This window comes from Arthrobacter sp. 10T44 (genome assembly GCF_056393885.1).
The window spans coordinates 80,901-106,611 of record NZ_JBFTGT010000006.1 but is presented as its reverse complement, the minus strand read 5'-3'; the positions used below and the strand labels follow the sequence as shown (position 1 = coordinate 106,611).

23 protein-coding genes are annotated in these 25,711 nt (G+C 69.4%); 15 read left to right on the top strand and 8 right to left on the bottom strand.

Translation table 11 applies throughout. The features are described 5' to 3' along the window. Nucleotides 1-17: 17 nt before the first annotated feature. The 3 genes from AC1DBL_RS11865 to AC1DBL_RS11855 form a co-directional block, all read right to left on the bottom strand. Complete coding sequence (locus AC1DBL_RS11865; RefSeq protein ID WP_441418663.1) at nt 18-887, bottom strand: universal stress protein; 870 nt, start codon at nt 885-887, stop codon at nt 18-20. Nucleotides 888-1,107: 220 nt separating this feature from the next. After that, nucleotides 1,108-2,424 carry an erythromycin esterase family protein gene (locus AC1DBL_RS11860; protein ID WP_476926177.1) on the bottom strand — a complete coding sequence of 439 codons (1,317 nt, stop codon included), beginning with the start codon at nt 2,422-2,424 and terminating at the stop codon, nt 1,108-1,110. Next, entirely contained in the window at nt 2,421-3,803 is a 1,383-nt protein-coding gene (locus AC1DBL_RS11855) for an MBL fold metallo-hydrolase (protein ID WP_476926176.1), read from the bottom strand. Before AC1DBL_RS11855 ends, AC1DBL_RS11860 begins: the two co-directional genes overlap by 4 nt. 213 nt (nt 3,804-4,016) lie before the next feature. Between AC1DBL_RS11855 and AC1DBL_RS11850 the strand changes: the two genes are divergently transcribed. Together AC1DBL_RS11850 and AC1DBL_RS11845 are read left to right on the top strand one after the other, a co-directional pair. Further along, on the top strand, nt 4,017-5,774 hold the full coding sequence (locus tag AC1DBL_RS11850) for a long-chain-fatty-acid--CoA ligase (RefSeq protein ID WP_476926175.1): 1,758 nt from the start codon (nt 4,017-4,019) through the stop codon (nt 5,772-5,774). 326 nt (nt 5,775-6,100) lie between these two features. After that, complete coding sequence (locus AC1DBL_RS11845) at nt 6,101-8,458, top strand: FdhF/YdeP family oxidoreductase (RefSeq protein WP_476926174.1); 2,358 nt, start codon at nt 6,101-6,103, stop codon at nt 8,456-8,458. Nucleotides 8,459-8,542: 84 nt separating this feature from the next. Here AC1DBL_RS11845 and AC1DBL_RS11840 read toward each other — a convergent pair whose 3' ends face one another. Together AC1DBL_RS11840 and AC1DBL_RS11835 are read right to left on the bottom strand one after the other, a co-directional pair. After that, nucleotides 8,543-8,860: a DUF6457 domain-containing protein gene (locus AC1DBL_RS11840; protein WP_441418658.1), complete on the bottom strand. Its 318-nt coding sequence runs from the start codon at nt 8,858-8,860 to the stop codon at nt 8,543-8,545. 123 nt (nt 8,861-8,983) lie between these two features. Continuing rightward, complete coding sequence (locus AC1DBL_RS11835) at nt 8,984-9,964, bottom strand: LysR family transcriptional regulator (RefSeq protein WP_441418749.1); 981 nt, start codon at nt 9,962-9,964, stop codon at nt 8,984-8,986. Nucleotides 9,965-10,082: 118 nt separating this feature from the next. On the opposite strand from AC1DBL_RS11835, the gene AC1DBL_RS11830 reads away from it, so the two are divergent. Genes AC1DBL_RS11830 through AC1DBL_RS11790 form a run of 9 tightly spaced genes read left to right on the top strand, consistent with a single transcriptional unit; the run spans nt 10,083 to nt 19,655 of the window. Continuing rightward, on the top strand, nt 10,083-10,985 hold the full coding sequence (locus AC1DBL_RS11830) for an FAD binding domain-containing protein (RefSeq protein WP_476926173.1): 903 nt from the start codon (nt 10,083-10,085) through the stop codon (nt 10,983-10,985). A gap of 5 nt (nt 10,986-10,990) precedes the next feature. Next, nucleotides 10,991-11,554: a (2Fe-2S)-binding protein gene (locus AC1DBL_RS11825; RefSeq protein ID WP_476926172.1), complete on the top strand. Its 564-nt coding sequence runs from the start codon at nt 10,991-10,993 to the stop codon at nt 11,552-11,554. Next, the gene (locus AC1DBL_RS11820) at nt 11,551-13,944 is read left to right on the top strand and encodes an aerobic carbon-monoxide dehydrogenase large subunit (RefSeq protein WP_476892603.1); all 2,394 of its coding nucleotides are present in this window, start codon (nt 11,551-11,553) and stop codon (nt 13,942-13,944) included. Before AC1DBL_RS11825 ends, AC1DBL_RS11820 begins: the two co-directional genes overlap by 4 nt. A 1-nt stretch (nt 13,945) precedes the next feature. Then, on the top strand, nt 13,946-14,884 hold the full coding sequence (locus AC1DBL_RS11815; protein ID WP_476926171.1) for an XdhC family protein: 939 nt from the start codon (nt 13,946-13,948) through the stop codon (nt 14,882-14,884). Further along, complete coding sequence (locus AC1DBL_RS11810; protein ID WP_476926170.1) at nt 14,868-15,497, top strand: nucleotidyltransferase family protein; 630 nt, start codon at nt 14,868-14,870, stop codon at nt 15,495-15,497. The genes AC1DBL_RS11815 and AC1DBL_RS11810 overlap by 17 nt, the downstream gene beginning before the upstream one ends. Beyond that, nucleotides 15,494-16,417, top strand: a complete 924-nt coding sequence (locus AC1DBL_RS11805) for an AAA family ATPase (protein ID WP_476926169.1) — start codon at nt 15,494-15,496, stop codon at nt 16,415-16,417. The genes AC1DBL_RS11810 and AC1DBL_RS11805 overlap by 4 nt, the downstream gene beginning before the upstream one ends. Continuing rightward, the gene (locus AC1DBL_RS11800; protein ID WP_476926168.1) at nt 16,410-17,747 is read left to right on the top strand and encodes a vWA domain-containing protein; all 1,338 of its coding nucleotides are present in this window, start codon (nt 16,410-16,412) and stop codon (nt 17,745-17,747) included. The genes AC1DBL_RS11805 and AC1DBL_RS11800 overlap by 8 nt, the downstream gene beginning before the upstream one ends. Continuing rightward, entirely contained in the window at nt 17,747-18,499 is a 753-nt protein-coding gene (locus AC1DBL_RS11795; RefSeq protein WP_476926167.1) for an SRPBCC family protein, read from the top strand. Before AC1DBL_RS11800 ends, AC1DBL_RS11795 begins: the two co-directional genes overlap by 1 nt. 10 nt (nt 18,500-18,509) lie before the next feature. After that, complete coding sequence (locus AC1DBL_RS11790) at nt 18,510-19,655, top strand: XdhC family protein (protein ID WP_476892607.1); 1,146 nt, start codon at nt 18,510-18,512, stop codon at nt 19,653-19,655. A 46-nt stretch (nt 19,656-19,701) separates the two neighbouring features. Here the strand turns inward: AC1DBL_RS11790 and AC1DBL_RS11785 are convergent, their stop codons facing one another. Together AC1DBL_RS11785 and AC1DBL_RS11780 are read right to left on the bottom strand one after the other, a co-directional pair. Next, nucleotides 19,702-20,247 carry an NAD(P)H-dependent oxidoreductase gene (locus AC1DBL_RS11785; RefSeq protein ID WP_476926166.1) on the bottom strand — a complete coding sequence of 182 codons (546 nt, stop codon included), beginning with the start codon at nt 20,245-20,247 and terminating at the stop codon, nt 19,702-19,704. Beyond that, nucleotides 20,244-21,113, bottom strand: coding sequence for an SDR family NAD(P)-dependent oxidoreductase (locus tag AC1DBL_RS11780; protein WP_476926165.1), 870 nt, complete (start codon nt 21,111-21,113; stop codon nt 20,244-20,246). The genes AC1DBL_RS11785 and AC1DBL_RS11780 overlap by 4 nt, the downstream gene beginning before the upstream one ends. Before the next feature lie 180 nt (nt 21,114-21,293). Here AC1DBL_RS11780 and AC1DBL_RS11775 point away from each other — a divergent pair, with 180 nt between their 5' ends. The 4 genes from AC1DBL_RS11775 to AC1DBL_RS11760 all read left to right on the top strand — a co-directional run bounded on the left by AC1DBL_RS11775 (nt 21,294) and on the right by AC1DBL_RS11760 (nt 24,526). Continuing rightward, nucleotides 21,294-21,914, top strand: coding sequence for an L-threonylcarbamoyladenylate synthase (locus tag AC1DBL_RS11775; protein ID WP_441418646.1), 621 nt, complete (start codon nt 21,294-21,296; stop codon nt 21,912-21,914). Between the two features lie 114 nt (nt 21,915-22,028). After that, entirely contained in the window at nt 22,029-22,655 is a 627-nt protein-coding gene (locus AC1DBL_RS11770) for a hypothetical protein (protein WP_476926164.1), read from the top strand. A gap of 131 nt (nt 22,656-22,786) precedes the next feature. Further along, the gene (locus tag AC1DBL_RS11765) at nt 22,787-23,218 is read left to right on the top strand and encodes a LexA family protein (RefSeq protein ID WP_476926163.1); all 432 of its coding nucleotides are present in this window, start codon (nt 22,787-22,789) and stop codon (nt 23,216-23,218) included. An 18-nt stretch (nt 23,219-23,236) separates the two neighbouring features. Then, a complete protein-coding gene (locus AC1DBL_RS11760) occupies nt 23,237-24,526 on the top strand; it encodes a Y-family DNA polymerase (RefSeq protein WP_476926162.1) in 1,290 nt (429 codons plus the stop codon). A gap of 98 nt (nt 24,527-24,624) precedes the next feature. Here the strand turns inward: AC1DBL_RS11760 and AC1DBL_RS11755 are convergent, their stop codons facing one another. Further along, on the bottom strand, nt 24,625-25,482 hold the full coding sequence (locus AC1DBL_RS11755; RefSeq protein ID WP_476926161.1) for an AfsR/SARP family transcriptional regulator: 858 nt from the start codon (nt 25,480-25,482) through the stop codon (nt 24,625-24,627). Nucleotides 25,483-25,711 lie beyond the last annotated feature (229 nt).

The window sequence follows — 25,711 nt, the reverse complement described above, 5'->3', positions numbered from 1 at the left end:
ACCCGCCAGCTACCGGGTCAGTCCTCGTGCTTGACCTTGTGCAGCCGGGTCACCACCGTGGGGCACGGTACGTTCAGCAACACGGCATGGGCCGTGGACCCGAGCACCAGCCTGGAGAAGCCGCCGCGGCCGCGGCTGCCGACCACCAGCAGCCGCGCCTCCCGGGCAAGGTCAACAAGGGCCTTCGCCGGCTCCGTGTCCGTTTCGAGGCGCTGGTGGACTACCAGGTCCGGGTACTTGTCCCCGAGGCCGGCCACCGATTCGGCCAGCACAATCCGGTCCTCCTCAACGATCGTCTCCGCGAGCCCGCTTTCGGGCAGTTGGTGTTCCACCCAGCGGGCCGGGCTGCGGAAAGCCAGGACCACGGTCAGTTCGTCGCCGCCGCGGTCGGCTTCGGCGGCCGCGAAAGCCACAGCCTGGAGCGACTCCTCCGATCCGTCCACGCCGACCACCACACCGTGGTTGCCCGTGCCGCGCTGGACCGGGACGACCGTGACCGGGCTGTCCGAGGCGCTCACGATCTGGAGGGCGCGGTCCGTCATTGGGCCGCCGTCCATCCAATGTTTGTCGTGGCCGCCGACGACGACCATGGACGCATCCTTGGACGCTTCCCGGAGCGCCGAACCCGGGCTTCCGTGCCGCAACTGGACGTCTACGTCCACGTCGGGGGCCTGGTTCTTCGCGTTGGCCTTGGCCTTCTCCAGCAGTTCCATCCCGGATTCGCGGATCAGCTCGTGGTACTGGAAGTCCGGCGACATCCAGCGGTCGTCCACGGCGTGGACGCATATGACCGGGAGTTTCTGCCGGGCAGCGCGGTCGAGTGCCCACGCCAGCGCGGCTTCGCTGCCCGCCGAACCGTTGATGCCGACGACGATTGGTTTACTCATGCTGAATCCTGCTCTTTTCCATAGCGTGAAGGTGTACGTGACCTCGACGGGATCCCGGCAGCGCACCGTTCTGTGACCACTGCTAAGACCGCGGCGGAGACCGTTGCTGGCGGCCGCTGCACTCCGGCATGACTCTCCGGCAGCTCCGAGGCTCTGCCGACACTTCAGTGTGCCCCGGCCCCCGGTGGCGGGTTAGGGCCTTAAGCCCCGCACAACCGGCTCAGAAGCCGGTCGGTTCGGTCTCGAATTCGGGCTCCCGGGGCGGGCCCTCATGGTGCACCGGGCGGAGCGCGGCCGTGTCCTCGAGCCAGATCAGGGCGTCGTAACGCTCCCCCATCCGGGTCGGGACGTAGTTCCCCTGCTCCCGCTCCGGGTGGTAGACCACCCCGATCGCCCGGTGGCCGAGCCAGGTCGAGAGCCACGGCCCGGTCCGGTCGTCGCCGAACTCCAGCACCGCCGGGACGCCCAGGGCTTCGTGCAGGAAATCCTCGTGGCTGCCGGGCCGCGCCGCGGGCACGGGCAGGATCCGCTCCGGTGTCCCCCAGGAGTCGGCGGCGATGACCGCGCCGCGGTGGGCGGCGAAGCCGACCAGCAGGACGCCGTCCAGGGCGTGCCGCTCCCGCAGCAGCTGGCCGACGTTGACCAGGCCGTCCCGCGCCATGTCGGTGGCACGCGCGTCCCCTACGTGGGTGTTGTGCTCCCAGATGATGCCCTTGGATGCTGCGCCCAGGTGGCGGCTCAGCCGGTCGATCGTGTCCGCCATGTGATGGTCCCGGACGTTCCAGGACTGCCGGTCGCCGCGGACCATGATCCGGTAGTAGTGCTCGGCGTTGGCCGCGACCTCGGCGTTCTGGACGGCGTCGAACGCTTCCTCGTCGTGGTCGCCCGGGGTGAACACACGGCTCCGCACTTCGCTGAGCAGGGCCACGACGTCGGCCTCGCAGGAGTTCGGGACCAGCCGCGTGCTCCAGGCGTACTGGTGCGGGTCCTCGTGGTGCGGCAGGAAGCACTGCCAGGCGCGCATCGCGGCGGGCACGGCGTCGGGCACGTGTTCCTCGAGCCAGGCGATGATCTCGCGTAGCGAGTCCCAGAGCGAATAGACGTCCAGGCCGTAGAAGCCGACCCGTTCCGGCAGCGGCCGGCGGGAGTTCCAGGTGCGCAGCCAGTCCAGGAAGCCGGCCACTTCCTCGTTCGCCCACATCCAGGTGGGCCAGCGCTGGAACCCGGCGAGCAGCGCATGGACGCCCTGGTCCTGCCCGGTTTGGCCCCGGACCCACTGGTTGAGCCGCCAGCAGTCGGGCCAGTCCCCCTCCACGCCGATCCAGGTGTAGCCCTGTTCCTCGATCAGCCGGCGGCTGAGCGTGGCCCGCCAGGTGTAGAACTCGTGGGTGCCGTGCGAGGCCTCCCCGATCGCCGTGAAGCGGCACTCCGCGGCGCGCCGGACCAGTCCGTCCAGATCGCGTTCGGTGCGGAGCGGCCGCGCGAGGGAATGGATCTCGCCCAGGACGGATGCCTTGGTGACGTTGCCCGGGTTCACCGCGGGTCCCCGATGTCGATCCGCTCCAGGTGCTCCGGGACCCTGGCCCGCCAGCCAAGTTCACGCTTGATCCTCACCCGCAGCGCGTCCGAGGATTCCGGCTCGCCGTGCGTGATGTAGGTCATCCGCGGCGCCTCCGGTGCGGCCTGCATCCAGTTGATCAGGCCGTCAGTGTCCGCGTGCGCGGACAGGTTTTCCATCTGGATGACCTCGGCCCGGATCTTGACGTCTTCGCCGTAGATCCGGACCTCACGCTCACCCGCGGCGAGTGAAGCGCCGCGGGTGCCGCCGGCCTGGTAGCCGCTGAGGATGAGGGCGTTTTTGGGGTCGGGGCCGTAGGCGGCGAGGTGGTGCAGGATCCTGCCGCCGGTGAGCATGCCGCTGGCGGAAATGATGATCATTGGCCCGCCGCGCAGGTTCAGCAGCTTGGAGTCGTCCACGCTGCGGGTGAGCTTGGCGAGGCTGTACATGTGCTCGTATTCGTCCCGTTTGAGCCGGTGCTCCTCCGGATGCCGCTGGTACATGTCCGAGGCGTCGATGGCCATCGGGCTGTTGAGGTACACCGGAATGTCCGGGATGGCGTTCTTGCGGCGGAGCCGGGAGAGGTAGAGCATGAGCGTTTCGGCCCGTCCGACGGCGAAGGCGGCGAACATCACCACCCCGCCGCGTTTGGCGACCCGTGTGATGATTTCCCCGAGCTGCTGTTCGGGATCCAGGGTGGAGTGCTTGCGGTTGCCGTAGGTGGACTCCGTGACAAGCACGTCCACGGCGCCCAGCGGCCGGGGCGGGAACATGAACGGATCATCGGAGCGGCCCAGGTCGCCGGTGAAGTGCACCGACTGGGAGCCGAACCTGACGTGCACCTGCGCGGCCCCCAGGATGTGGCCGGCCGGAACGAAAGTCATTTCCATTCCGCCGCCTAGATCCAACGGGTCGTCGAAGTCGCGGATCTTGAAGCTGTTCAGCGACTTGACGGCGTCCGCGGCGGTGTAGAGCGGCAGCGCCGGGCTGTGCCGGGTGGATCCGCGGTGCGTGGCGTAGCGGGCCTCTTCTTCCTGCAGGTAGCCGCTGTCCGGCAGGATCAGCTTGCACAGCTCGGTGGTCCCGTCGGTGGCGTAGACCGGCCCGGCGAAGCCGTCCCGGACCAGCGCCGGGACGTAGCCGGTGTGGTCCAGGTGCGCATGGGTGAGGACGACGGCGTCGAGCGAGCGGGGCGGCACGGGGAAGGGCATACGGTTGCGCTCGCGGCTGCGTTTGTAGCCCTGGAACAGGCCGCAGTCGACCAGCACCCGGCGTCCGCCGGCTTCGAGCAAGTAGCGGGAGCCGGTCACGGTGTCCGTTGCGCCGAAGAACCGGAGGGTCGGCTGCTCGTGTTTCATGGTGCTTCCGTTCCCGAGTCCGTCAACCCCACCTTCCGCGCAATCCGGGCCCCCACCTAGGGCCAAAAGTCACGGGCGGCGGCCGGCTGCAGGCAGGGTACGGGCGGAGCGGCGGGGCCCGCACCGGTAGGCTTTTTCCGGCAGGCTCTCCGGGCAGGCCTTCGGGCGGGAAGGGAAACCGGACGCCGCCATTCCCAGTGGCAAGGACTACGCATGAACAAGAAATCACGCCCAGGCGCCCCGGTTCCCGGCCTCCCCTGGGCGGACCGTCCGTGGACGAAGCATTACAGCCAGGGCGTCCCTGCCGACCTCAAGCTGCCCACGGGTTCCCTCGTGGACCTGGTGGATTCCTCCGTCCGGCGCTTCGGAAGTAAGACGGCACTCGAGTTCTTCGGGGCTACGACCAGCTACCGGGAACTCGGGACGCTAATCAGCCGGGCGGCCGCCGGCCTGAAGAAACTGGGCGTGAAAGCCGGTGACCGGGTCGCCCTGGTGCTGCCGAACTGCCCCCAGCATGTGATCGCCTTCTACGCGGCGCTGCGGCTCGGTGCGGTCGTGGTGGAGCACAACCCGCTGTACACGGACCGGGAACTGCGCCATCAGTTCGAGGACCACGGGGCCGCCGTCGCGATCGTCTGGGACAAGGCGGTGGACCGGGTGCTGCAGCTGCCGGCCGACGTCGGGCTCCGGAGTATCGTCTCGGTCGGGCTGATCCCCGCGATGCCGCTGGCCAAGCGGCTCGCACTGCGGCTGCCGCTGCCGGCGGCCCGGAAGGCGCGGGCCGCGCTGGCCGCCGGAAAGCCCGCCCCCCGTGCCCACACGGGGGGTGCATCTCGCACGGTCCTGCCGTGGCACGACCTTCTTAAGGCGGGCGAACTGAAGAAACGGCATCCGCGCCCGGCGCCGGACGACCTGGCGGTGCTGCAGTACACCAGCGGCACCACCGGGGCGCCGAAGGGCGCCATGCTCACGCACGCGAACCTGCAGGCAAACGCCGCCCAGGGGCGGGCCTGGGTTCCGGGGCTCAAGGACGGCCGCGAAACCGTGTACGCGGTGCTGCCCATGTTCCACGCCTACGGCCTGACGCTCTGCATGACCTTCGCCCTCAGCATTGGTGCGCGGCTGGTGCTTTTCCCCAAGTTCGACGTCGACCTGGTGCTCAAGGCGTACCGGAAGTCTCCGGCGACGTTCCTGCCGGCGGTCCCTCCGATCTACGACCGGATCGCCGCCGCGGCGGCACTGCGGGGCATCAGCCTCAAGGGCATCCGGTTCTCCATTTCCGGGGCCATGAACCTGCCGGCCGCGACCGTGGAAACCTGGGAGAAAGCAACCGGCGGGTACCTGATCGAAGGCTACGGGCTCACCGAGACCTCACCCATCTCGGTCGGCAACCCGTTCGGCCCGAGCCGCAAACCGGGCACGGTGGGTGTCCCGTTCCCGCTCACCGACATCCGCGTCGTGGACCCGCAGAACGTGAAAATCGACCGCGCCCCTGGCGAGGCGGGCGAGCTGCTGATCCGCGGACCCCAGGTCTTCGCCGGCTACTGGAACCGGCCGGAGGAAACCGAGGAGGCCCTGCTGGAGGGCGGCTGGTTCCGCACCGGCGACATCGTCTCGGTGGACAAGGACTACTTCGTCACCATCCGGGACCGGATCAAGGAACTGATCATCACCGGAGGTTTTAACGTCTCACCGACCGAGGTGGAGGACGTCCTCGCCGAATACCCCGGCGTCGCCGAGGTCTCCGTGGTAGGCCTGCCCCGGCCCGGCGGCGGCGAAGATGTCGTGGCCGCCGTCGTACCCGCCCCGGGGGGCACCCTCGATACCGGCGCCCTGCTGGATTTCGCGCGCGGGCAGCTGGCGGCTTATAAGGTTCCCCGCCGCGTCGCGGTCCTGGACTTGCTGCCGCGCTCGCTGATCGGCAAGGTCCTGCGCCGCGAGATCCGGGACATGCTGGTGGCCGGCCGCTGACGGAGGCGGGCCGGCTGCCGGGTCGCTGGGAACCCGGCAGCCGGCGGTCCCATCTCAAGCGTCCCGGACCCGGCCCCTGGCAGTTCTGCCGCGGCTGGACGTCCGCGGTCGGATGCCGCGCTTCTGTCTGCGGACGCTAATGGTGGTGCCAGCATCGGGGACGGACCTTGGGAAAATCTGGAGTCCGGCCGCCGTCGGCGCCTGCCCATTTCCTTACGGCGCTCCGGGCAAGCTGATAGGCCTGTCACAAGAGGGCAGGTAGGGTGCCTAGAGGTAGTTGTGCCGGCCGCCGGGCTACCGGCGGCGTCTGCAGAAGGGAAGTTGTCGTGACTCGTAAGACTCCGCGCGTTGAAGAAGAGAACGAAAAGGACCTGGAGGTCGGCGACGGGCCGAAGCACTGGGCCGCCGGCGTCCCGGGCGTCTACCACTCCATGAAGCCTGCCATTGAGCAGATGGGGCTGAACCGCACGCGCAAGACGGTCATGAAGATGAACCAGAAGGACGGCTTCGACTGCCCGAGCTGCGCCTGGCCGGACCCGCATCACCGGAAGGCCTTCGAATTCTGCGAGAACGGCGCGAAGGCTGTCACCTGGGAGGCGACTCCGGTGGTCATCCCGACGTCGTTCTGGGCGGAGCACTCGGTGAGTGAACTCCGCGACCGCTCGGACTACTGGCTGGGCATGCAGGGCCGGCTGACCGAGCCGGTCTATAAGCCCAGCGGCGAGGACCACTACAAGCCGATCAGCTGGGACGACGCCATCCGGATCATCACGGAGAAGCTCAAGGGCCTGGACTCCCCGGATGAGGCCTCCTTCTACACCAGCGGCCGCACCTCCAACGAAGCTGCCTTCCTGTACCAGTTGCTGGTCCGTGGCTACGGCACCAACAACCTGCCGGACTGCTCCAACATGTGCCACGAGTCCTCGGGCTGGGCGATGGGCCAGACCATCGGCATCGGCAAGGCCACGGTCAACTTCGACGATTACGCCGACGCGGACCTGATCATCATCATGGGCCAGAACCCGGGCACCAACCATCCGCGCATGCTCACCGAGCTGGAGAACTGCAAGGAGAACGGCGGCGAAATCGTCGCTGTCAACCCGCTCCCCGAGGCCGGGCTGCACCGCTACAAGAACCCGCAGAAGGTCAAGGGCATCATCGGCCGCGGCACGTCCATCGCCGACCAGTTCCTGCACATCCGGATCGGCGGGGACATGGCCCTGCTGCAGGCCGTCTCCAAGCGGGTGCTCGACGCCGAAGCGAAGAACCCCGGCACGGTCCTGGACCACGCTTTCCTCGCCGAGCACTGCGAAGGGCTCGAGGAGCTCAAGGAGCACCTGGCCCTGCTGGACGAGCAGGCGGTGCTGGAAGCGACCGGGCTGCGCACCGAGGAGATCGACGAGCTTGCCGCCCGCTACCTGAAGGCCGAGAAGGTCATCATCACCTGGGCCATGGGGATCACGCAGCAGAAGAAGGGCGTGGCCACGATCAAGGAGATCATCAACCTGCTCCTGCTGCGCGGCAACATGGGCAAGCCCGGCGCGGGCGCCTCACCCATCCGCGGCCACAGCAACGTGCAGGGCGACCGCACGATGGGCATCTGGGAACAGATGCCGCAGTCCTTCATGGAAGCCCTCGGCGAGGAATTCGACTTCGAACCGCCCCGCGAGCACGGCGTGGACGCGGTCGAGACCATCAACAAGATGCAGGACGGCGAGATCAAGGTGTTCATGGCCGTCGGCGGCAACTTCGTCGGCGCCATTTCCGACACCAACGCCGCCGAGGACGCGATGGCCGGGACGGAAATGTCCATCCAGGTCTCCACCAAGCTCAACCGCTCGCATGTGGTGACGGGCGCCGAGGCCCTGATCCTGCCCACCATGGGCCGGAGCGAGATCGACATCCAGGAATCCGGCGAGCAGTTCGTCTCGGTCGAGGACACGGTCTGCGCGGTCCACCCCTCCTGGGGCAGCGTGGAGCCCGTTTCACACCACCTGCTCTCCGAACCGGCCATCCTCAGCCGGCTCGGCAAAGCCCTCGTCGGCGACAAGATCAAGGCGGACTGGGATGGTTACGAGAAGAACTACGACCTGATCCGCGACCACATTTCGCGGGTCGTAGGCGGCTGCGAGGACTACAACACCAGGATCCGCCAGGAAGGCGGCTTCATCCTTGAGAACGGACCCCGGGACTCGCGCACCTTCCCGACGCCGACCGGCAAGGCCGTGCTCACGGTGAACGAACTCGAACACGTGGAGCGGCCGGAGGGCACCCTGATCCTGCAGAGCATGCGCTCGCACGACCAGTTCAACACCACCATCTACGGCCACAACGACCGCTACCGGGGCATCAAGAAGGGCCGCCACGTGGTGTTCGTGAATCCGGAGGACCTGACCGAGCTGGGCCTGGCCGACGGGCTGTTTGTGGACATCCACGGCCAGTACCAGGACGGCGTCGAGCGTGTACTGCGCAAGTTCCGCGTGGTCTCCTACCCGACGGCACGGGGCTGCGCCGCCGCCTACTACCCCGAAGCCAACGTGCTGGTGCCACTGAACCACACGGCAGAGGGCAGCAACACGCCGATCTCGAAGGCCGTCATCGTGCGCCTTGAGCCGAGCCTGGACCAGTCGCCGGACAGCCCGGCCCGGCTCCATGCAGCCCCGGGAGTCACCGTGCCGGCCTAGGCCCGCCGGCACCTCCGCCAAACGCAGGCAGGCCGCGCCCCCGGTGGGGACGCGGCCTGCTTTCTTTTCGCTACTGCTCCGGTGTTACTGGGCCCGCTTGGCCCAGCCCTCCTCGTCCGGGCCGCCGGCCTCACCGTTTTCGCACAGCTCGATGACCTTGTTGGACGCGGCGTGTACCGCCTCCTGGGTGCTCTTGCGGCCGTTGGTGGACGCCGTCCCGGCGGCGTAACCGACGATGAAAGCGCTGATGGCGTCCGCGTGCGGCCCGACCGCCTTCAGTGACTCGTCCGCGACTTCGACGATCTTGTCGTGGTCGACTTCCAGATCCAGGATCTGCAGGGCCTGGATCAGTCGGGCGCTCCAGTGCCGCAGCGAGCTGTCTTCATCTCGGGGCAAAGTCATGTGCTACTCCTCATCGTGGGGTGCTTGGGGTCAAGCGGGTGTCCCTCAAGGGGTAGCACCGATTCCGGCCAATGTGCAACGCGACACAGCCGCTCACCGCCAAGTCGCCGGCTCCCCCGGCCGTCAACTCCACAGGGCGACATGGAATTTCGAGCCGCGGCGCTCCAGCCCGCGCGAGCCGCCATGGGCGACCATCGCCGCGGTGGCGTCGGCCGTGCCGACGAAGCGCTGCAGGGTCTGGGCCATGGTGGTGGTCCTGTGCTGGTCCAGCGTGCTGGCCCACCACAGGCCGGCCACCGGGGTTCCGACGACGGGCAGCCGCACCAGCGTCCCGTTGGCGACTTCGGCGTGGACGATGTGCCCCAGGGCCAGCATGGTTCCCTCCCCCGCGCGCACGGCCGCAAGGGCCTCGGTCTCGCTGCTGAGCCTGATGATCTCCGGGGCGATGCCCAGCGACGCGAGCCAGCGGCCTTCCTCCGAACTTTCCAGGATGCCCGCGGGACCGGCGAACCAGGGCCTGCCCAGCAACCGTTCCACCGCGAGCGGGCCGTGCACCCGCCCCAGCGGATCGGCCGGGGCCGCCACGAAGGCCCGCTGGTAGCGGAGGAACGGGACGGACACCAGGCCCGGGACGGACGCGGGGCTGCCGGCGGGCGCGGGCGGCCTGGCGCCCAGGGCGATGTCGTAGGCGCGCTCCAGCAGCAGCCCGGCCAGGTCCTCGGCGGCTTCGGCGACGACGTCCACCGAGGCACCCGGTACCCGCTTGGTGAACAGGTCCAGCAGCCGGCCGGCAGCGTGCTCGGCAAACGGCGCGGTGGCGGCGATCTTCAGCCGGCCGGCGTCGTTCTTGGCATTGCCGACCTCCCAGCGGGCCTGGTCCGCGAGCCCGACAATGTCCTGGGCATAGTCCGCCAGGGCCCGCCCGCCGGGCGTCAGGGTGATCCCGCCCGAGGCCCGGACAAACAAGGGGTCGCCCAGGTCCTGCCGAAGCGCCGCGAGGGCCGCGGACACGGCCGGCTCGCTGACCCCGAGGGCGGCTGCGGCGGCGTGGAGGGAGCCCAGGCGTGCGACCAGCGCGAACGTCCGCAGCTGGCTCAACGTCATCGACACGGCTTCATAACCTTTCGCTTATGACGATGTTGACACCCTCATCGGGGCGGGGCAAGACTTGCGTTAATCGGCGCCGGGCGGCGTTGCCCGTGCCTTGGAGTGAGGTGGGACTATGCAGATTCCGGCTCCATTCGACTACGTTCGGGCCACCACGGTGGAGGACGCACTCGAGCTTCTGGCACGCCACGGTCCCGAGTCGCGGGTCATCGCCGGCGGCCACAGCCTGCTCCCGATGATGAAGCTCCGGCTTTCCCGGCCTGAATGGCTGATCGACATCAACGACCTCTTCGAACTCGACTTCATCCTGCGCGACGGCGCGGAACTACGCATCGGCGCGCTGACCCGCCACACCACGCTGCTGGAATCGGACGAGATCGCCCGGCTCTTCCCGATCGTCCGGGACGCGGAGCTGGTGATCGCGGACCCGGTGGTCCGCAACCGGGGCACCATCGGCGGCTCACTGTGCCAAGCCGACCCCGCCGAGGATCTCTCCACGGTGTGCGACGTCCTCGGCGCCGTCGCCGTGGTCCGCGGCCCCGGCGGCGAGCGCAGCCTGGCCATGCAGGACTTCCACCGCGGCCCGTACCAGACCGCCGTCGGCCAGGACGAGCTGCTGTGCGAGGTCCGCATCCCTATCAAGGCCCGTTCCGGCAGCGCCTACGAGAAGGTGGAGCGGCGCGTGGGCGACTGGGCCGTCGGGGCCGCGGGAGCATCCGTGACCCTCGCGGAGGACGGCAGCATCGCCGATGCCGCCATCGGGCTGACCGCACTGGGCCTGGACCACACCATCGCCGACGCCGCCGGACGGCTGCGAGGCAAGCGCCCCTCGGAAGAGCTGTTCGCCGACGCCGGCCGGCTGGCCGCGGCGGCCTGCGACCCGGTGGCGGACCAGCGCGGACCGGTCGACTACAAACGGCACCTGGCCGACGAACTCACCCGGCGCGTCCTGCGGCAGGCCTGCGCCCGCGCCGGCCAGAACGCCGGCCAGACGGCCCCCCAGACACAGGAAGGCTGAAGCGCATGCAGATCAGCATGAGCGTGAACGGCAACGAAGTTACCTCCGACATCGAACCCCGCGTGCTCCTGGTCCACTACATCCGCGAGGTGCTCGGACTGACCGGCACCCACTGGGGCTGCGACACGAGCAACTGCGGGACCTGCGTGGTCCTGCTGGACGGCCAGCCGGTGAAGTCCTGCACCGTCCTCGCCGCGATGGCCGCCGGGCACGACATCCGCACCGTCGAGGGTCTCGCCGCCGGGAACACTCTCGACCCCGTGCAGCAGGGCTTCATGGAGGAACACGGGCTGCAGTGCGGCTTCTGCACCCCGGGCATGATGCTCACCGCGCGCGCCCTGCTGGATAAGAACCCGCACCCGGACGACGGCGAGATCCGGCAGGCCATCTCCGGTCAGATTTGCCGGTGCACCGGCTATGCGACGATCGTCCGCTCGGTGCAGTGGGCGGCGGCCCATCCCGCGGCCGCGGCCGGCGGGGGCGAAGGGGCCGACGAGGTCCTCGACGGGACCGACACCGTGGTGGCGGACGTCGCCACGGAAACCGAAGACTCAGAGGTGAAGGCATGACCGTCATCCATGAGCGGGAGACCAACCCCGCTGCCGGCGACGCGGACCGGCCAATCGGCTACGGCCGCATCCAGCGCAAGGAGGACCCCCGCTTCGTCCGCGGCAAGGGCCACTACATCGACGACCTCGTGCTGCCCGGAATGCTGCACGGCGCCATCCTGCGCGCCCCCGTGGCGCACGCACGGCTCGTGTCGATCGACACCACCAACGCCCTGGCCCACCCCAAGGTGCTCGCCGTCATCACCGGCAAGGACCTGGAGGGCCTCAAGCTCGCCTGGGCGCCGACCCTCTCCGCCGACGTCCAGGCCGTGCTGGTCACGGATAAGGTCCGGTTCCAGGGCCAGGAGGTCGCGTTCGTGGTGGCCGAGGACCGGTACGCCGCCCGCGACGCGCTGGAACTGATCGACGTCGAATACGATGTGCTGCCGCCCCTGGTCGACGCGCGCAAGGCCCTCGACGCCGACGCCCCGCTCATCCGGGACGAAATTGCCGGCCGGACGGACAACAAGATCTTCGACTGGGAGATGGGCAGCGCTGCCGAGACCGACGCCGTGTTCGCAAGCGCCGACGTCGTCGTGAGCCAGGAGATGGTGTACCCCCGCGTGCACCCGGCCCCGATGGAGACCTGCGGCGCCGTCGCCGACTTCGACCCCGTGGACGGCAAACTGACCCTCTACGAGACCACCCAGGCTCCGCACGCGCACCGCACGCTCTTCGCGATCGTGGCCGGCATCCCGGAGCACAAGATCCGGATCGTGTCCCCGGACATCGGCGGCGGCTTCGGCAACAAGGTCGGCATCTACCCGGGCTACATCCTCGCCGTCGTCGGCTCCATCGTCACCGGGCGGCCGGTGAAGTGGGTGGAGGACCGCTCCGAGAACCTGATGTCCACCTCCTTCGCCCGCGACTACATCATGACGGGCGAGATCGCCGCGACCAAGGACGGGAAGATCCTGGCCCTGCGCACCAACGTGCTGGCCGACCACGGCGCGTTCAACGCCACCGCCCAGCCCACCAAGAACCCGGCCGGCTTCTTCTCCATCTTTACCGGCAGCTACGACCTGCAGGCCGCCCACTGCAAGGTGACCGGCGTCTACACCAACAAGGCGCCCGGCGGGGTTGCCTACGCCTGCTCCTTCCGCGTCACCGAGGCCGTGTACCTCGTGGAGCGGATGGTCGACATCCTCGCCCGGAAGCTGGAGATGGACCCCGCGGAGCTGCGGCTGAAGAACTTCATCAAACCCGAGCAGTTCCCCTACGCGAACAAGACCGGTTGGGTCTACGACTCGGGCAACTACGAGGCGGCCATGCGGCTGTCCATGCAGCTGGCCGGCTACGAGGACCTTCGACGCGAACAACGTGAGAAGCGGGCCAGGGGCGAGCTGATGGGCATCGGACTCTCCTTCTTCACCGAAGTCGTTGGCGCCGGGCCGCGCAAGCACTTCGACATCGTCGGCCTGGGCATGGCCGACGGCGCCGAGCTGCGGGTGCACCCCACCGGCAAGGCCGTCGTGCGGCTGTCGGTGCAAAGCCAGGGCCAAGGCCACGAAACCACCTTTGCCCAGATCGTCGCGGAGGAACTCGGCATCCCGCCGGAGAACATCGACGTCGTCCACGGCGACACCGATCAGACGCCGTTCGGGCTGGGAACCTACGGGAGCCGCTCGACGCCGGTCAGCGGCGGCGCGGTGGCGCTCGTGGCGCGCAAGGTGCGCGAGAAGGCGAAGCTGATTGCCGCGGCCATGCTGGAGACCCGCCCGGAGGACCTCGAATGGGAAAAGGGCCGCTGGTTCGTGAAGGGCGATCCCACCGCCGGGAAGACCATCGAGGACATCGCGATGGCCGCGCACGGGACCATGACGCTGCCCGAAGGCGTCGACGGCAACCTCGACGCGGAAGTCACCTACGACCCGCCCAACCTGACCTTCCCCTTCGGCGCCTACATCTGCGTCGTCGACGTCGACCCCGGCACCGGGCGCGTTGTGGTGCGGCGCTTCATCGCAGTGGACGACTGCGGGACCCGGATCAACCCGATGATCATCGAAGGCCAGGTCCACGGCGGCCTGACCGACGGCGTCGGGATGGCCCTGATGGAGATCATCGAGTTCGACGCGGACGGCAACAACCTGGGCGGCTCCTTCATGGACTACCTGATCCCCACGGCCATGGAAGTGCCGGACTGGGAGACCGGGTTCACGGTCACGCCCTCCCCGCACCACCCCATCGGCGCGAAAGGCATCGGCGAGTCCGCCACGGTCGGCTCGCCGCCGGCGATCGTGAACGCGGTGGTCGACGCGCTGGCGCCGTTCGGGGTCACCCACATGGACATGCCGTGCACACCGGCCAGGGTCTGGGCAGCCATGCAGGGCCGGGCAAGGCCGCCGATCTGAGATGACCACCGCCGCAGAATCCCTTGCCGCCCGGGCCGCCGAACTCACCGCCCGCCGCGAGCCGTTCGTGCACGCCACGGTGGTCCGCGCCCAGCATCCCACCAGCGCCCGCGCCGGGGACACCGCCCTGGTGCTGCCCGGCGGCGAGATCCAGGGCTTCGTCGGCGGGAACTGCGTAGAGTCCTCGGTCCGGGAGTACGGCCTGCAGGTGCTCTCCTCCGGGGAACCCCTGTTGCTGCGCGTCCTGCCCGGGGAGCTGTCCCGCCGGGCCGAGGAAGGCGCCGTCGAGGTGTCCAACCCGTGCCTGAGCGGCGGTGCGATCGAGATCTTCCTCCAGCCGCGCCTCCCTGCGCCCCGGGTTGTGGTGGTCGGGGCCGCGCCGGTGGCGCAGGCCTTGGCCGCGCTGGGGTCCGGGGTGGGTTTCGACGTTGAGCTCGCCGACGGCGGGTCGGCCGAACCCCGCCCGGACGACGCCGCCCTGATCGTCGCTTCGCACGGCAAGGCCGAGGAGGGTGCCCTCGAAGCCGCGCTGCGCGCCGGCGTGCCCTACGTCGCCCTGGTGGCGAGCGCATCACGCGGCGCCGCCGTGCTGGACTCGCTCGACGTGGACGATGCGCTGCGCTCCCGGGTGTACACCCCGGCCGGCCTTCAACTGGGCGCCCGCACCCCCGGCGAAATCGCCCTGTCCATCCTCGCCCAGCTGGTCCAGGAGCGGGCCGCGGCACGGGACGGCGCTCAGCACGGCGCGCAGGCCGGCGGGGTTCCGGCGCCGTCCACCCCGCAACCGGAAACCGCGGTCGACCCCGTCTGCGGCATGTCCGTGCCAGCCGTCGAATCGTCGCTGCAGCTCGAGCACAACGGCGCCACCGTGTACTTCTGTTCCCCCGGCTGCCGCGCGGCCTTCCGCAAGGATCCGGAGCGCTATGCCCTCAGCAGCTGAAGCACCCCGCATGGCCGGCACCGCGGCCGTCATCCTCGCGGCCGGGGCGTCGGCGCGCCTGGGTCGGCCCAAACAGCTGCTGCCCTACGGCGACGGCGTGCTGCTGGACGCCGTGCTTGCGACCGCCCGGCGCTGCGGGTTCGGCCAGACCGTGCTGGCACTGGGCGGAGCGGCCGAGCAGGTCCTCGGGGCCGTGGACACCACGGGCTGCGAGGTGGCGCTCAACCCGGACTACGGCCAGGGATGTTCGTCTTCGATTGCCGCGGCGATGGCCGTGCTGCGGCCTGGCACCGAGGCGGTGGTACTGCTGCTCGGCGACCAGCCCGGCATCCGGGTGGAGAGCGTGCTCCCGTTGCTGCAGGCACTGGCCCGGCCCGACGGTCCCGGAGCGGCGGTGTGCCGCTACGACGACGGCGTCGGCCATCCCCTTGCCTTCGGCCGGCGGCTGCTGCCTGAGCTGGCGTCGCTGCATGGCGACAAGGCCGTGTGGAAACTGCTGGAGCAGCGCGCGGACGTCGTCGTCGAGGTTCCCACGCCGGGCAGCATCCCGCTCGACGTCGACACCGAGGAGGACTACCGGCGGGTGCTGGCCGAGCTGCAGGGGGCCGGGTGAACACGGCGGCCCGGACCGGGGCGGAGGAGGAAGTTCAGCGGCGGATCCCCGACGTCGCCTCGCTGATGGCGGCCCTGGACAAGCACGACTACCTGGCCGACACCGGCCTCGCCACCGCACTGTTCCTCGCGGTGCGGCTCCCCCAACCCATCCTGCTCGAGGGAGAGGCCGGCGTGGGCAAGACGGAGGCCGCGAAGACGCTGGCGCTGCTGCTGGACACCCCGCTGTACCGGCTGCAGTGCTACGAGGGGATCGACGCGGGCGAGGCACTCTACGAGTGGAACCACCAGCGCCAGCTGCTGGGCATCCGGCTGGCCGAGGCGCGCGACGCCGAGGTCAGCGAAGCCGAGCTGTTCGGCCCCCAGTACCTGCTGCGCCGGCCGCTGCTGCAGGCCATCGAACACCCGGGGCCGCGGCCGGCCGTGCTGCTGCTGGACGAGATCGACCGCGCCGACGCCGAGTTCGAGGCGTTCACCTTTGAGCTGCTCGCGGAGGCCTCGGTCACCATCCCGGAGCTGGGCACCATCCGCGCCACGCATCCGCCCATCGTGGTGCTGACCTCCAACCGCACCCGGGACCTGCACGACGCGCTGACCCGCCGCTGTCTCTACCACTGGATCGACTACCCCGGACCGGCCCGGATTGCCGAGATTGTGCGCCGCCGGGTGCCCGCCAGCAGCGGCCCGCTGGCGCTGCAGGCCGCGGCGGTGATCACGCGGCTGCGGACCCTGGACCTGGCCAAGCCGCCCGGGATTTCCGAGGCCATCGACTGGGTCTCGGCGCTCGCGGTGCTGGGCATCGAACGGATCGACGCCGCGACGGCCGAACAGACCTGGGGTTCGATCGTGAAAAACCGCGACGACTTGGAGCTCGTCGGCTCCCGCGGCGCGGCCTGGCTGGTGGACGGCACCGATGGCTGAACCGAGGCAGCCCCTCCCGATGCGCACGACGCCGGCTGCCGGACCGCCGGCCGCCGGCCCGCCGTTCGTCGAGGCCGCCTCCCTGGCTGCGGCCTTCATCACGGCCCTGCGGGGCGCGGGCGTCACGTGCTCGCCGGACCGGGCGGCCCGGCTGGCGGTGGCACTCCGGCTGGTCCCGCCGACGAACCTGGAGCGGTTGTACTGGACGCTGCGGGTGGTGCTGGTCTCCAGCCGTGAGCAGTTGCCGGTGTTCGACGCCGTGTTTGGCGCCGTCTTCCGGGGCGGCTTCGATCCCGCCGCCGCGCTGGACCGCCACGCCGGCGAACCGGTCCCGGTCCCGGCAGCGCCGCCTCCCGCGGACGGTTCGCACACCCGGGCCGCCGCCGACACCGGACGAGAGACCGAGCCGGGCCGCGCCGCCCGGCCGCCGCACCCCGCGGTAGCCGCGGGCCGGGACGACGCCGGAGACCGGCAGGGACCGGAGCGCGAGGCCGTCCTCGCGATGGCGTCCACGGAAGAACACCTGCACGGGATGAACTTTGCCGAACTCACCGAGGCGGAAGCTGCCGAGATCCGCTGGCTGGCCACCCGGATCCTGCTGGCAACACCCGTGCGCCTGAGCCGGCGCACGCGCAAGTCGCCGCACAGCAGCGCACGCCTGGACATCCGGGCCACCGTGCGGGCAGCCCGCCGCTCCGGCTACGACTCCCCCAGGCTCCTGTACGCCCGGCGCCGCGAGCAACGCCGCAAGCTGGTGCTGCTCTGCGATGTCTCCGGCTCGATGGAACCGTACTCCCGGATTTTCCTCTCGCTGCTGCAGGGCGCCGTCGCGAAGGCCGGGGCGGAGGCCTTCGTGTTCTCCACCAGGCTGACGCGCCTGACCCGGCAACTGGCCCAGCGCGACCCGGACCTGGCCCTTGCGCAGGCGGCCGCCACCGCACCCGACTGGGCCAGCGGCACCAGGATCGCCGAGAGCCTCCGGAGATTCGTGGACGAGCACGGCCGCCGCGGCCTGGCCCGGGGTGCCGTGGTGGTGGTCTTCTCCGACGGCTGGGCGCAGGAGGACCCGGCGCAGGTCGGGGCCCAGATGGCCCGGCTGCGCAGGCTCGCGCACCGGGTGGTCTGGGTGAATCCGCGGAAGGCAGCACCGAACTATCAGCCGTTGGCCGGCGGGATCGCCGCCGCGCTGCCCTACTGCGACGCGTTCGTCAGTGGACACAGCTACACGGCCCTGGCGGAGTTGGCGGCGGCAATCCGGGGCGACGACCCGCCCGTGCCGGCAGGACGCACAGGCGGAAGACAAGTGATCGCAAGTCAAGGGAGCAGCTAATGCAGATTGACAGCAGTTTCTCGGTGGTTGCACCGATCGGCAAGGTCTGGGACACGCTGATGGATTTCGAGCGGGTGGCCGGTTGCCTCCCTGGCGCGCAGATCCTGAACAAGCTATCCGACGACGCCTACCAGGTGGGCATGACGGTGAAGCTGGGCCCGGTGAACATGCAGTACAGGGGCCTGCTCAACGTCCTGGAGCGGAACGCCGCCGAGCATCGGGCCGTACTCGGCGGCAAGGCGCAGGAAACCCGCGGCCAGGGCACCGCGGAAGCCAAGGTCACGCTGGCCCTGGCGGAAGAGGGGACCACGACGCGCGGGACGGTCAGTGCCGATCTGGCGCTCTCCGGCAAGGCCGCGGCGATGGGCAAGAGCGTGATCGGCAGCGTCACCGAGCAAATGATGGGGCTCTTCGCGGCCAACCTGCAGGCCATGCTCGCCGAACCGGGTGCCGCGGAGTCCCCGACCGTAGCGGCAGCGTCGACCGCTGCCGCTGCCGCTCCCGCAGGGCCGGGCACCGCTCCGTCGGCGGCTCCCGCTGCCGCAACCGCAGGCACCGCACCGGCGGGGCCCAAAACACCAGGGCCGTCGTCGGGCAGCCTTGACGCCTTCAGCCTCGCGAAGGGCATCGCTGCCGACCAGCTCTCCAGCCCCGGCAAGGTCCTCGGCCTGGTCGCCGCAGTGGCCTGCGTGGCTTACTGGGCCGGCCGGCGCTCGGCCTTCCGGATGCTCCGGCTCTGCGGAAGGCTCTAGGGAGAAGCCCATGCGGGACGTGCTGGAGGCCATCCTGCCGGACTGGCGGCAGGGCAGGACTGCCGGCCTGGCCACCGTCGTGAACACGTTCAAGTCCGCCCCGCGGCTTCCCGGCGCGTCGATGCTGGTCACCGCCGGCGGTGCCGCCGTGGGATCGGTTTCCGGCGGCTGCGTCGAGGGCGCCGTGTACGAGCTGGCCACCCAGGTCAAGGACGACGGCGTCCCGGTGCTGGTGCGGTACGGGATCAGCGACGACGACGCGTTCGCCGTCGGCCTCACCTGCGGCGGCATTATCGACATCTTCGTCGAGCCGGTCTCGCAGCAGCGCTTCGCCGAGCTCGACGGCGTACGGCAGGACATTGAGGATGAAAGGCGGGTGGGCGTTGCCACGGTGATCGAGCACCCGGACAGCAGCTGGCTGGGACGGCACCTGGTAGTGCGACCGGGCGGCTTCGAGGGGAATCTGGGCTCCGAGCGGGCCAACCTCGCCGTCGGCGACGACTGCCAGGGTTACCTGGCTGCGGGGCGTACCGGCATCCTGAGCTACGGTCCCGACGGGGAGCGGCTGGACAGCGGGATGCGGGTCTTCTTCACCAGCTACGCCCCGCCGCCGCGGATGCTCGTTTTCGGGGCCATTGACTTCGCCTCGGCACTCGCGCGGCTCGGGACCTTCCTGGGCTACCGGGTGACGGTTTGCGACGCCCGCGCCGTCTTCGCCACGCCGGCCAGGTTTCCCGAGGCCGCCGAGGTGGTCAACGAATGGCCGCACCGCTACCTCTCCGGCCAGCAGGAGCAGGGACTGGTGGATGAACGGACCGTCATCTGCGTGCTCACCCACGACCCGAAATTCGACATACCGCTCTTGGAGGTGGCCCTGCGCGGACGCCCGGTGGCCTTCGTCGGTGCCATGGGGTCGCGGCGTACCCACGAGGACCGAATGAGGCGCCTGCACGAGGCGGGGCTGGGCGGGGCGGAACTGGCCCGGCTGCACAGCCCCGTGGGCCTGGACCTCGGCGCACGGACCCCGGAAGAGACGGCGGTGTCCATCGCCGCGGAAATCATTGCCAAGCAGTGGAGCGGCAGCGGTGAACCGCTGCGGCAGCTGGACGAGCGGATCCACCACGAGGAACAGAACCGCGAGCAGCAGCAGGCCTAGCGCCGGCCCGGCTACAGGGCTGCCCGCAGCCCTGTAAGCTCACCGCTCAGCGCGCGGCGGCGGGGACGGCCGAGAGCAGCTCCCGGTAGCGCGCGGCGTGCGCGGTCAGTTCCTCCGGCGTCACCCTCGGGGCCGCATGCAGGACCAGAGGTTCTGCCATTTCCAGGCCGCAGAGGTGCGCGGTGGCCTCCAGGGGACGCAGCAGCTCGGCCATGGTGAAGCGGTTGTGCCCCGTCGGCGTATACGAGGATTCGGGGCCGCCGGTGGAGATGACCAGCTGCAGCCGCTTGCCGTGAAGGGCGTCGCCGCCGGCGCCGTAGGCGAAACCGTAGGTGAGCACCTGGTCCATCCACTCCTTCAGCACACCGGGAACGGAGTACCAGTGCCACGGGAACTGCAGGACGATGGTGTCATGCCCGCGCAGGAGTTCCTGCTCCCGGGCGGCGTCCACGCGCCGGTCCGGGTACGCGGAGGCGAGTTCCCTGACGGTCACGCCGTCGAGGTCCCTGATGGCGGCGGCGAGCTGCGCGGTGATCCGGGACGCCGCCAGGTCAGGGTGGGCGACGACGACGAGCGTGCGGTGTGCGGTCATGGAAGGTTTGTGCTTCTTTCAGAATCGGGTTCGAGGCCTACCAGCGCGCTGCTGAGCCGCCAGAGGAGGTCGGCATCGGCCTGGTTGTAACTGCGTTTTGATGATTTCTTGGCTGTGCTGTTGGCAAAGTACTGGCCCGTGACATTGTCAAGCTCGGGCGCCGAGGCGAGGTGTATGGAGGTCCGGGCGCCTTGCTCCGGAGTCTTCATCCAGCGCTGGATCAGCGGCGTCAGGAACGCCTGCACCCGGCCCGGATCTTCCGCGCCGAACGCTGTCGCCACCACCCCGGGGTGCAGCGCGTTTGCCGTCACCCTGGTGCCGGCGAGCCGGGCGGCAAGGCCGTAGGTGAACAGGACATTCGCAAGTTTCGATTGGTTGTACGCGCTCTGGCCCGAGTAGGAGTGTTCGCCCTGCAGATCCGCGATGTCCATGCGGCCCATGGCCTGGGCCCCTGAGGAGACTGTCACGACCCGTGCCGGCCCGCTCTCCTGCAACCGCTCCAGGAGCAGGTTGGTGAGCAGGAAAGGCGCGAGGTGGTTGAGCGCGAAGGTGTGTTCGAGTCCGTCAACGGTGGTGCGGCGGCTGTTCCAGAATCCGCCCACATTGTTGACCAGGACATCGAGGCGGTCCAGGGCCTGCAGCACCTCGCCGGCCAGGCGGCGGACCTCCTGCTGGGACGACAAATCTGCGATGAACACCTCGACGGGGGCCGACGCTACCGTGCGGATCTCCTCCGCTGCCCGCGCCGCCCGGTCAGCGTCGCGTCCCGTGATGGCCACCCGGGCGCCCCGGGCCGCCAGACCCAGCGCTGTGGCCTTCCCGATTCCGCCGGTGCCACCGGTGATCAGGACCGTCTTGCCTGCCATGGATCGCATTCGGGGCTCGCTCTCGCTGCTCGTTCGCCGGTCCACGCTTCCGCCTGCGGACCTAGACAGGGCTGTCTATGCCGAACGAAGCTACCAGACAGAATTGTCTGTGCACAAGCCGGGGCCGTCGACGGCCGGAGCTGCCGCGCCGCGGGCCAGCCGCGGGCGTAAGCTCGTGCCATGGCGAGATATTTCGATGTGCACCCCGACAACCCGCAGCCGCGATCCATCACGCAGGTGGTGGAGATGGTCAAGTCCGGCGGCCTGATCGCCTACCCGACCGACTCCTGCTACGCCCTCGGCGCACAGCTGGGAAACCGGGACGCGCTGGACAGGATCCGCGCCATCCGGCACCTGGACGACAAGCACCACTTCACTCTGGTCTGCAAGGACTTTGCCCAGCTCGGCCAGTTTGTCCAGATCGACAACGACGTGTTCCGCAGCATCAAGGCCGTGACGCCGGGCAGCTACACCTTCATCCTGCCCGCTACCAAGGAAGTGCCGAAGCGGCTGCTGCACCCCAAGAAAAAGACGGTCGGTGTGCGCATTCCGGACAACAAGGTGGTCCAGGCGCTGCTGGCCGAACTCGGCGAGCCATTGCTCTCCAGCACGCTGCTGCTCCCGGACGAGGAAGAGCCGCTGACCCAGGGCTGGGAAATCAAGGAGAGGCTGGACCATGTGGTGGACGCCGTCATTGACTCCGGGGACTGCGGAGCCGAGCCGACGACGGTCATTGATTTCTCCAGCGGCGTCGCCGAGGTCGTCCGCCACGGCATGGGCGATCCGTCGAGGTTCGAATAACGCCGGGAACAGCGACCGCCGGCTTGGCCCGGCGGGTACTTGCCGCGACGCCCCCTGCCCCCTAGTGTTCGGATCATGGCCGCGCCCGGGGGAAACGCACGTTATCGACAAAGCATGACGCCGACGCTGCTGTCCGTGGCGTGTCTCGTCATTGGGGCGGTGACGGCGGGCTGCGGTTCGGCTCCGCCGGCGGAGCCCGCCGGCGAGCCAGCACTGACCAAGCTGCCGGCAGCCTCGGCCGCGGCCGGGACGGGAGCCGGACTGTCGCCGGGCATGACCCTGGCGCCGGCGCCGCCCGTTCCGCCAGCCCCCGCCGGGCACGGTGCAGATGAATGCCTGCCGCAGCGTGCCGGGGTCGCCGCGGCCAACGGGCCCCTTGAGTGCCAGTACTTCACTTCGGGCTCGATGATGCCGGCCTCTGTGCCCCGGGGTCCGGGACTGACTTCCGGCGACTACGCCGTAAGGTTCAGCAGCGTGGGTGGCCACGCACTGATGACAGTGCGGATCCGCTGCGCTTCGTACGTGGTCAGGGTCGGCATTGCCGGCGAAACAATCACACCGGACCCGCGGGCACTGGAAAGCTTTGTGGGCACGTGCAACTTCCCGTGGGACCAGGAACAAGCACGGATGAAGCGCTACCTTCAGGCTCCGCTTCAGTTTGCGCGCCGGGAAAGTGGCATTGTGCTGCACAACCCGGAATGGGGAGTCACTCTGTTCAGCACCCCGTACGAGGCCGCCTGATCCCCCAGACCCCTCCTCCCGGGCCCGGGCCCGTGCCCGCACGTCCGGCCGAAACCTTCAGCAGGGTCGGTCAAATGTCAGCCCCCGGGGCTACACTTTAATTCGAACATATATTCGAAAAAGGGTGTGTTGTGGGCGTAATCATCGGGCCCCGCGTGATAGATGCGGGCACTTCCCTGCTGTCGGTCCTGGTCTCGCCGGTGGCGGTCGCCGCCGGCTATCCGTCGCCGGCGCAGGACTACTTTGACGGCAGGATCGACCTCAACGAGCACCTGATCAAGGACATCACCAGCACCTACGTCGTGCGGGTGTCAGGGGACTCGATGGAGGGCGCCGGCATCAGCGACGGGGACGAGTTGATCGTCAACCGGGCGCTCGAGCCGCGCGACGGGTGCGTCGTCGTCGCCGTCCTCGACGGCGAACTCACCGTCAAGCGCCTCCGCGTCACCCCGTCAGGCGTGGTCCTGCAGGCGGACAACCCGCGCTACCCCGACATCCGGGTCCCCGCCCTCTCCGACCTGGTCATCTGGGGCGTCGCCACCCGGTGCCTGCCCCATGTCTGAGACCAATGTCTGAGCCCCATGCCTGAGGCCCGGCCCGGCGGCAGTATTGCCCTCGTGGATGTGAACTGCTTCTATGCCAGCGCCGAACGCGCGTTTGATCCCTCACTGGAAGGCAAACCGGTGGTCGTGCTGTCCAACAACGATGGTTGCGCCGTCACCCGTTCGCCCGAGGCAAAGGCCCTCGGCATCCCGCTCGGGGAACCGTGGTTCAAACTCGCCCCGCGGGCCAAGGAGTGGGGGCTCGTGGCCAAGTCCAGCAATTACGAGCTCTATGGCGACATCAGCGCGCGGGTGATGGAACTCCTGGGCCGGTATTCGGCCTGGCTGGAGGTCTACAGCATTGACGAGGCCTTCCTGGGCGTGCGCGGAAACCCGGAGGAACTGCTGCTGCTGGGGCAGGCCATGAAGACGGCGGTCCGGCGGAACGTCGGTGTTCCGGTGTGCGTCGGCATTGCCGGGACCAAGACCCTGGCGAAACTGGCCAACAAGTGGGCCAAACACAACCCGGCGTTCGACGGCGTCTGCCACTGGGATTCCGTTCCCGCCGACCGGCAGGAACGTCTCATGGCCGGCCTGTCCGTGATCGAGCTCTGGGGCGTTTCCACGCGCCTGACCAAACGGCTGAACGCGCTGGGGATCCATACCGTGCTTGACCTTGCCAGGGCGGACCCGGTCCGGATCAGGGACCGTTTCTCGGTGGTGCTCATGCGCACGGTCCTGGAACTGCGGGGGACGCCCTGCATCCCGCTCGAAGAGGAACGCATCGGCCGCGACCAGCTGATCTTCAGCAGGTCGTTCGCGACGCCGATCAGCACACCGGCCGGAATGCGCCAGGTCCTCGGGATCTACGCGCAACAGGCCAGCGCCCGGCTCGCCCGGCACGGCCTGCAGGCCAAAGTCCTGACTGCTTTTGCCGCCACATCCCACTACAACCCCCGGGACAGTTCGCACCCCTCGGTGTGCGTTTCGCTGCCGATGCCCACCGCGGACCCGGTGCTGCTGGCCAGGGCTGCCTACGCCCTGCTCCCCCGGATCGACGACGGCGTCAAGTATGCGCGGGCCGGCATCATGGTGACCGACCTGCGCCCGACAGCCAACCAGGCCCCGCTGGCCGTGTTCGAGAACCCGCATGAGGAGCGCGGCATCGGCACGCTGCTGGAGGAGGTCAGCCGGAAGTACGGCCGGGGCTCCATCGGACTGGGCCACGCCGGAATCCGCGGCGGCCCCGACTGGACGATGAAGCGCGACATGCTCTCCCCGCGCTACACAACCCACTGGGACGAACTCCCCGTGGTCAAGGCCGCCTGACGGCGCCGGCACGAAGGTAGGACCGGGGCACCGTGGCACCGGGGCACCGCAGTGCGCCATGCCGCCCGGACTCCGGCGCGCAGCGCCGCCCTGATCGATCAGGCCGTGGTCCGGACCCGCTGCAGGAAGGAATCCAGGATCCGTCCGGCGTTCTCACCTAGCCGGTCATCGACCGCCGGACTCTGCGGTCCCGCCACGTGCAGCCGATCCCACAGCAACAGGAGGGCCGCCAGCACCTCGGAGAGCCCCGTATCCGACTCCGCGCGCCGCCGCAGCAGCCGGAGGTGCGCCGCCTGCAGGGCCGGTCCCGGAGAGCAGGCCAGGTCGCGGCCGAAGAGGCGGCGGCAACGGTCATAGGCGGACAGGCCCTCGACCGGGAGGCCCGCGATTTCATACGCCGCCACCAGGGCCAGCCAGGCCCGTTCATTCAGCGGCTCCAGCCGGACGGCCGACTGCGCCCAGCGGATCCCGTCGTCGTGACGACCCAGGAGCGTTGCCGCCTCGGCGGCGGAGATCATGGCCGCCACGCGTTCGGCGGCGTGACGAGTACGGGCTTCGTCGGCCCAGTCGGCGACGAGTTCAAAACCGAGGAGAGGCTTGGCGGAGAGTTCCAGCGCTTCGACCAGGAACCGATAGGCCCTGGCCGGCGCGGCAAGGTCAGCTGCGCTGAGCAGGCAGCGGAAGCGCGAGAGGTCCAGGTCCACGAGGCCGGGATCGAGCACGTATCCGCTGTTCGCGGTCCGGAGTGGTCCCGTTTTGGTCTGTCCCGGCTGGATTGCCCGGCGGATGCCGCTGACATAGCTCTCCAGCGTGGCCACGGCCCCGTCGCTGGCACTTGGCCCCCAGAGGATTTCGATCAGCCGGGTCTTGGAGACCGGCGTGCCCAGGTTCAGCAGGAGAATTTCCAGAATGTGCCGCGGCTTGCAGCCGCCCAGATCCGCGGCCGTGAGTGCCACACCCTCACGGCGGACTTCCAGTGATCCAAAAAGCTGAACCGATATGGCTGGTGCTGTTGCCGGCAAGTTGTGCATGATGTTCTCCGATTTCCCGGGCCCCGTTGCAATCGCGTTGGTCAAAGACATGCCGCCTCCCGGAGCCACCGTGACACGGTGGCCCGGAGGCAGCAAGCGTAGGAAACTACCCGATTTTCGGGAGGCCAAAAGTCGGGTAGGGGCATCCGTGCGT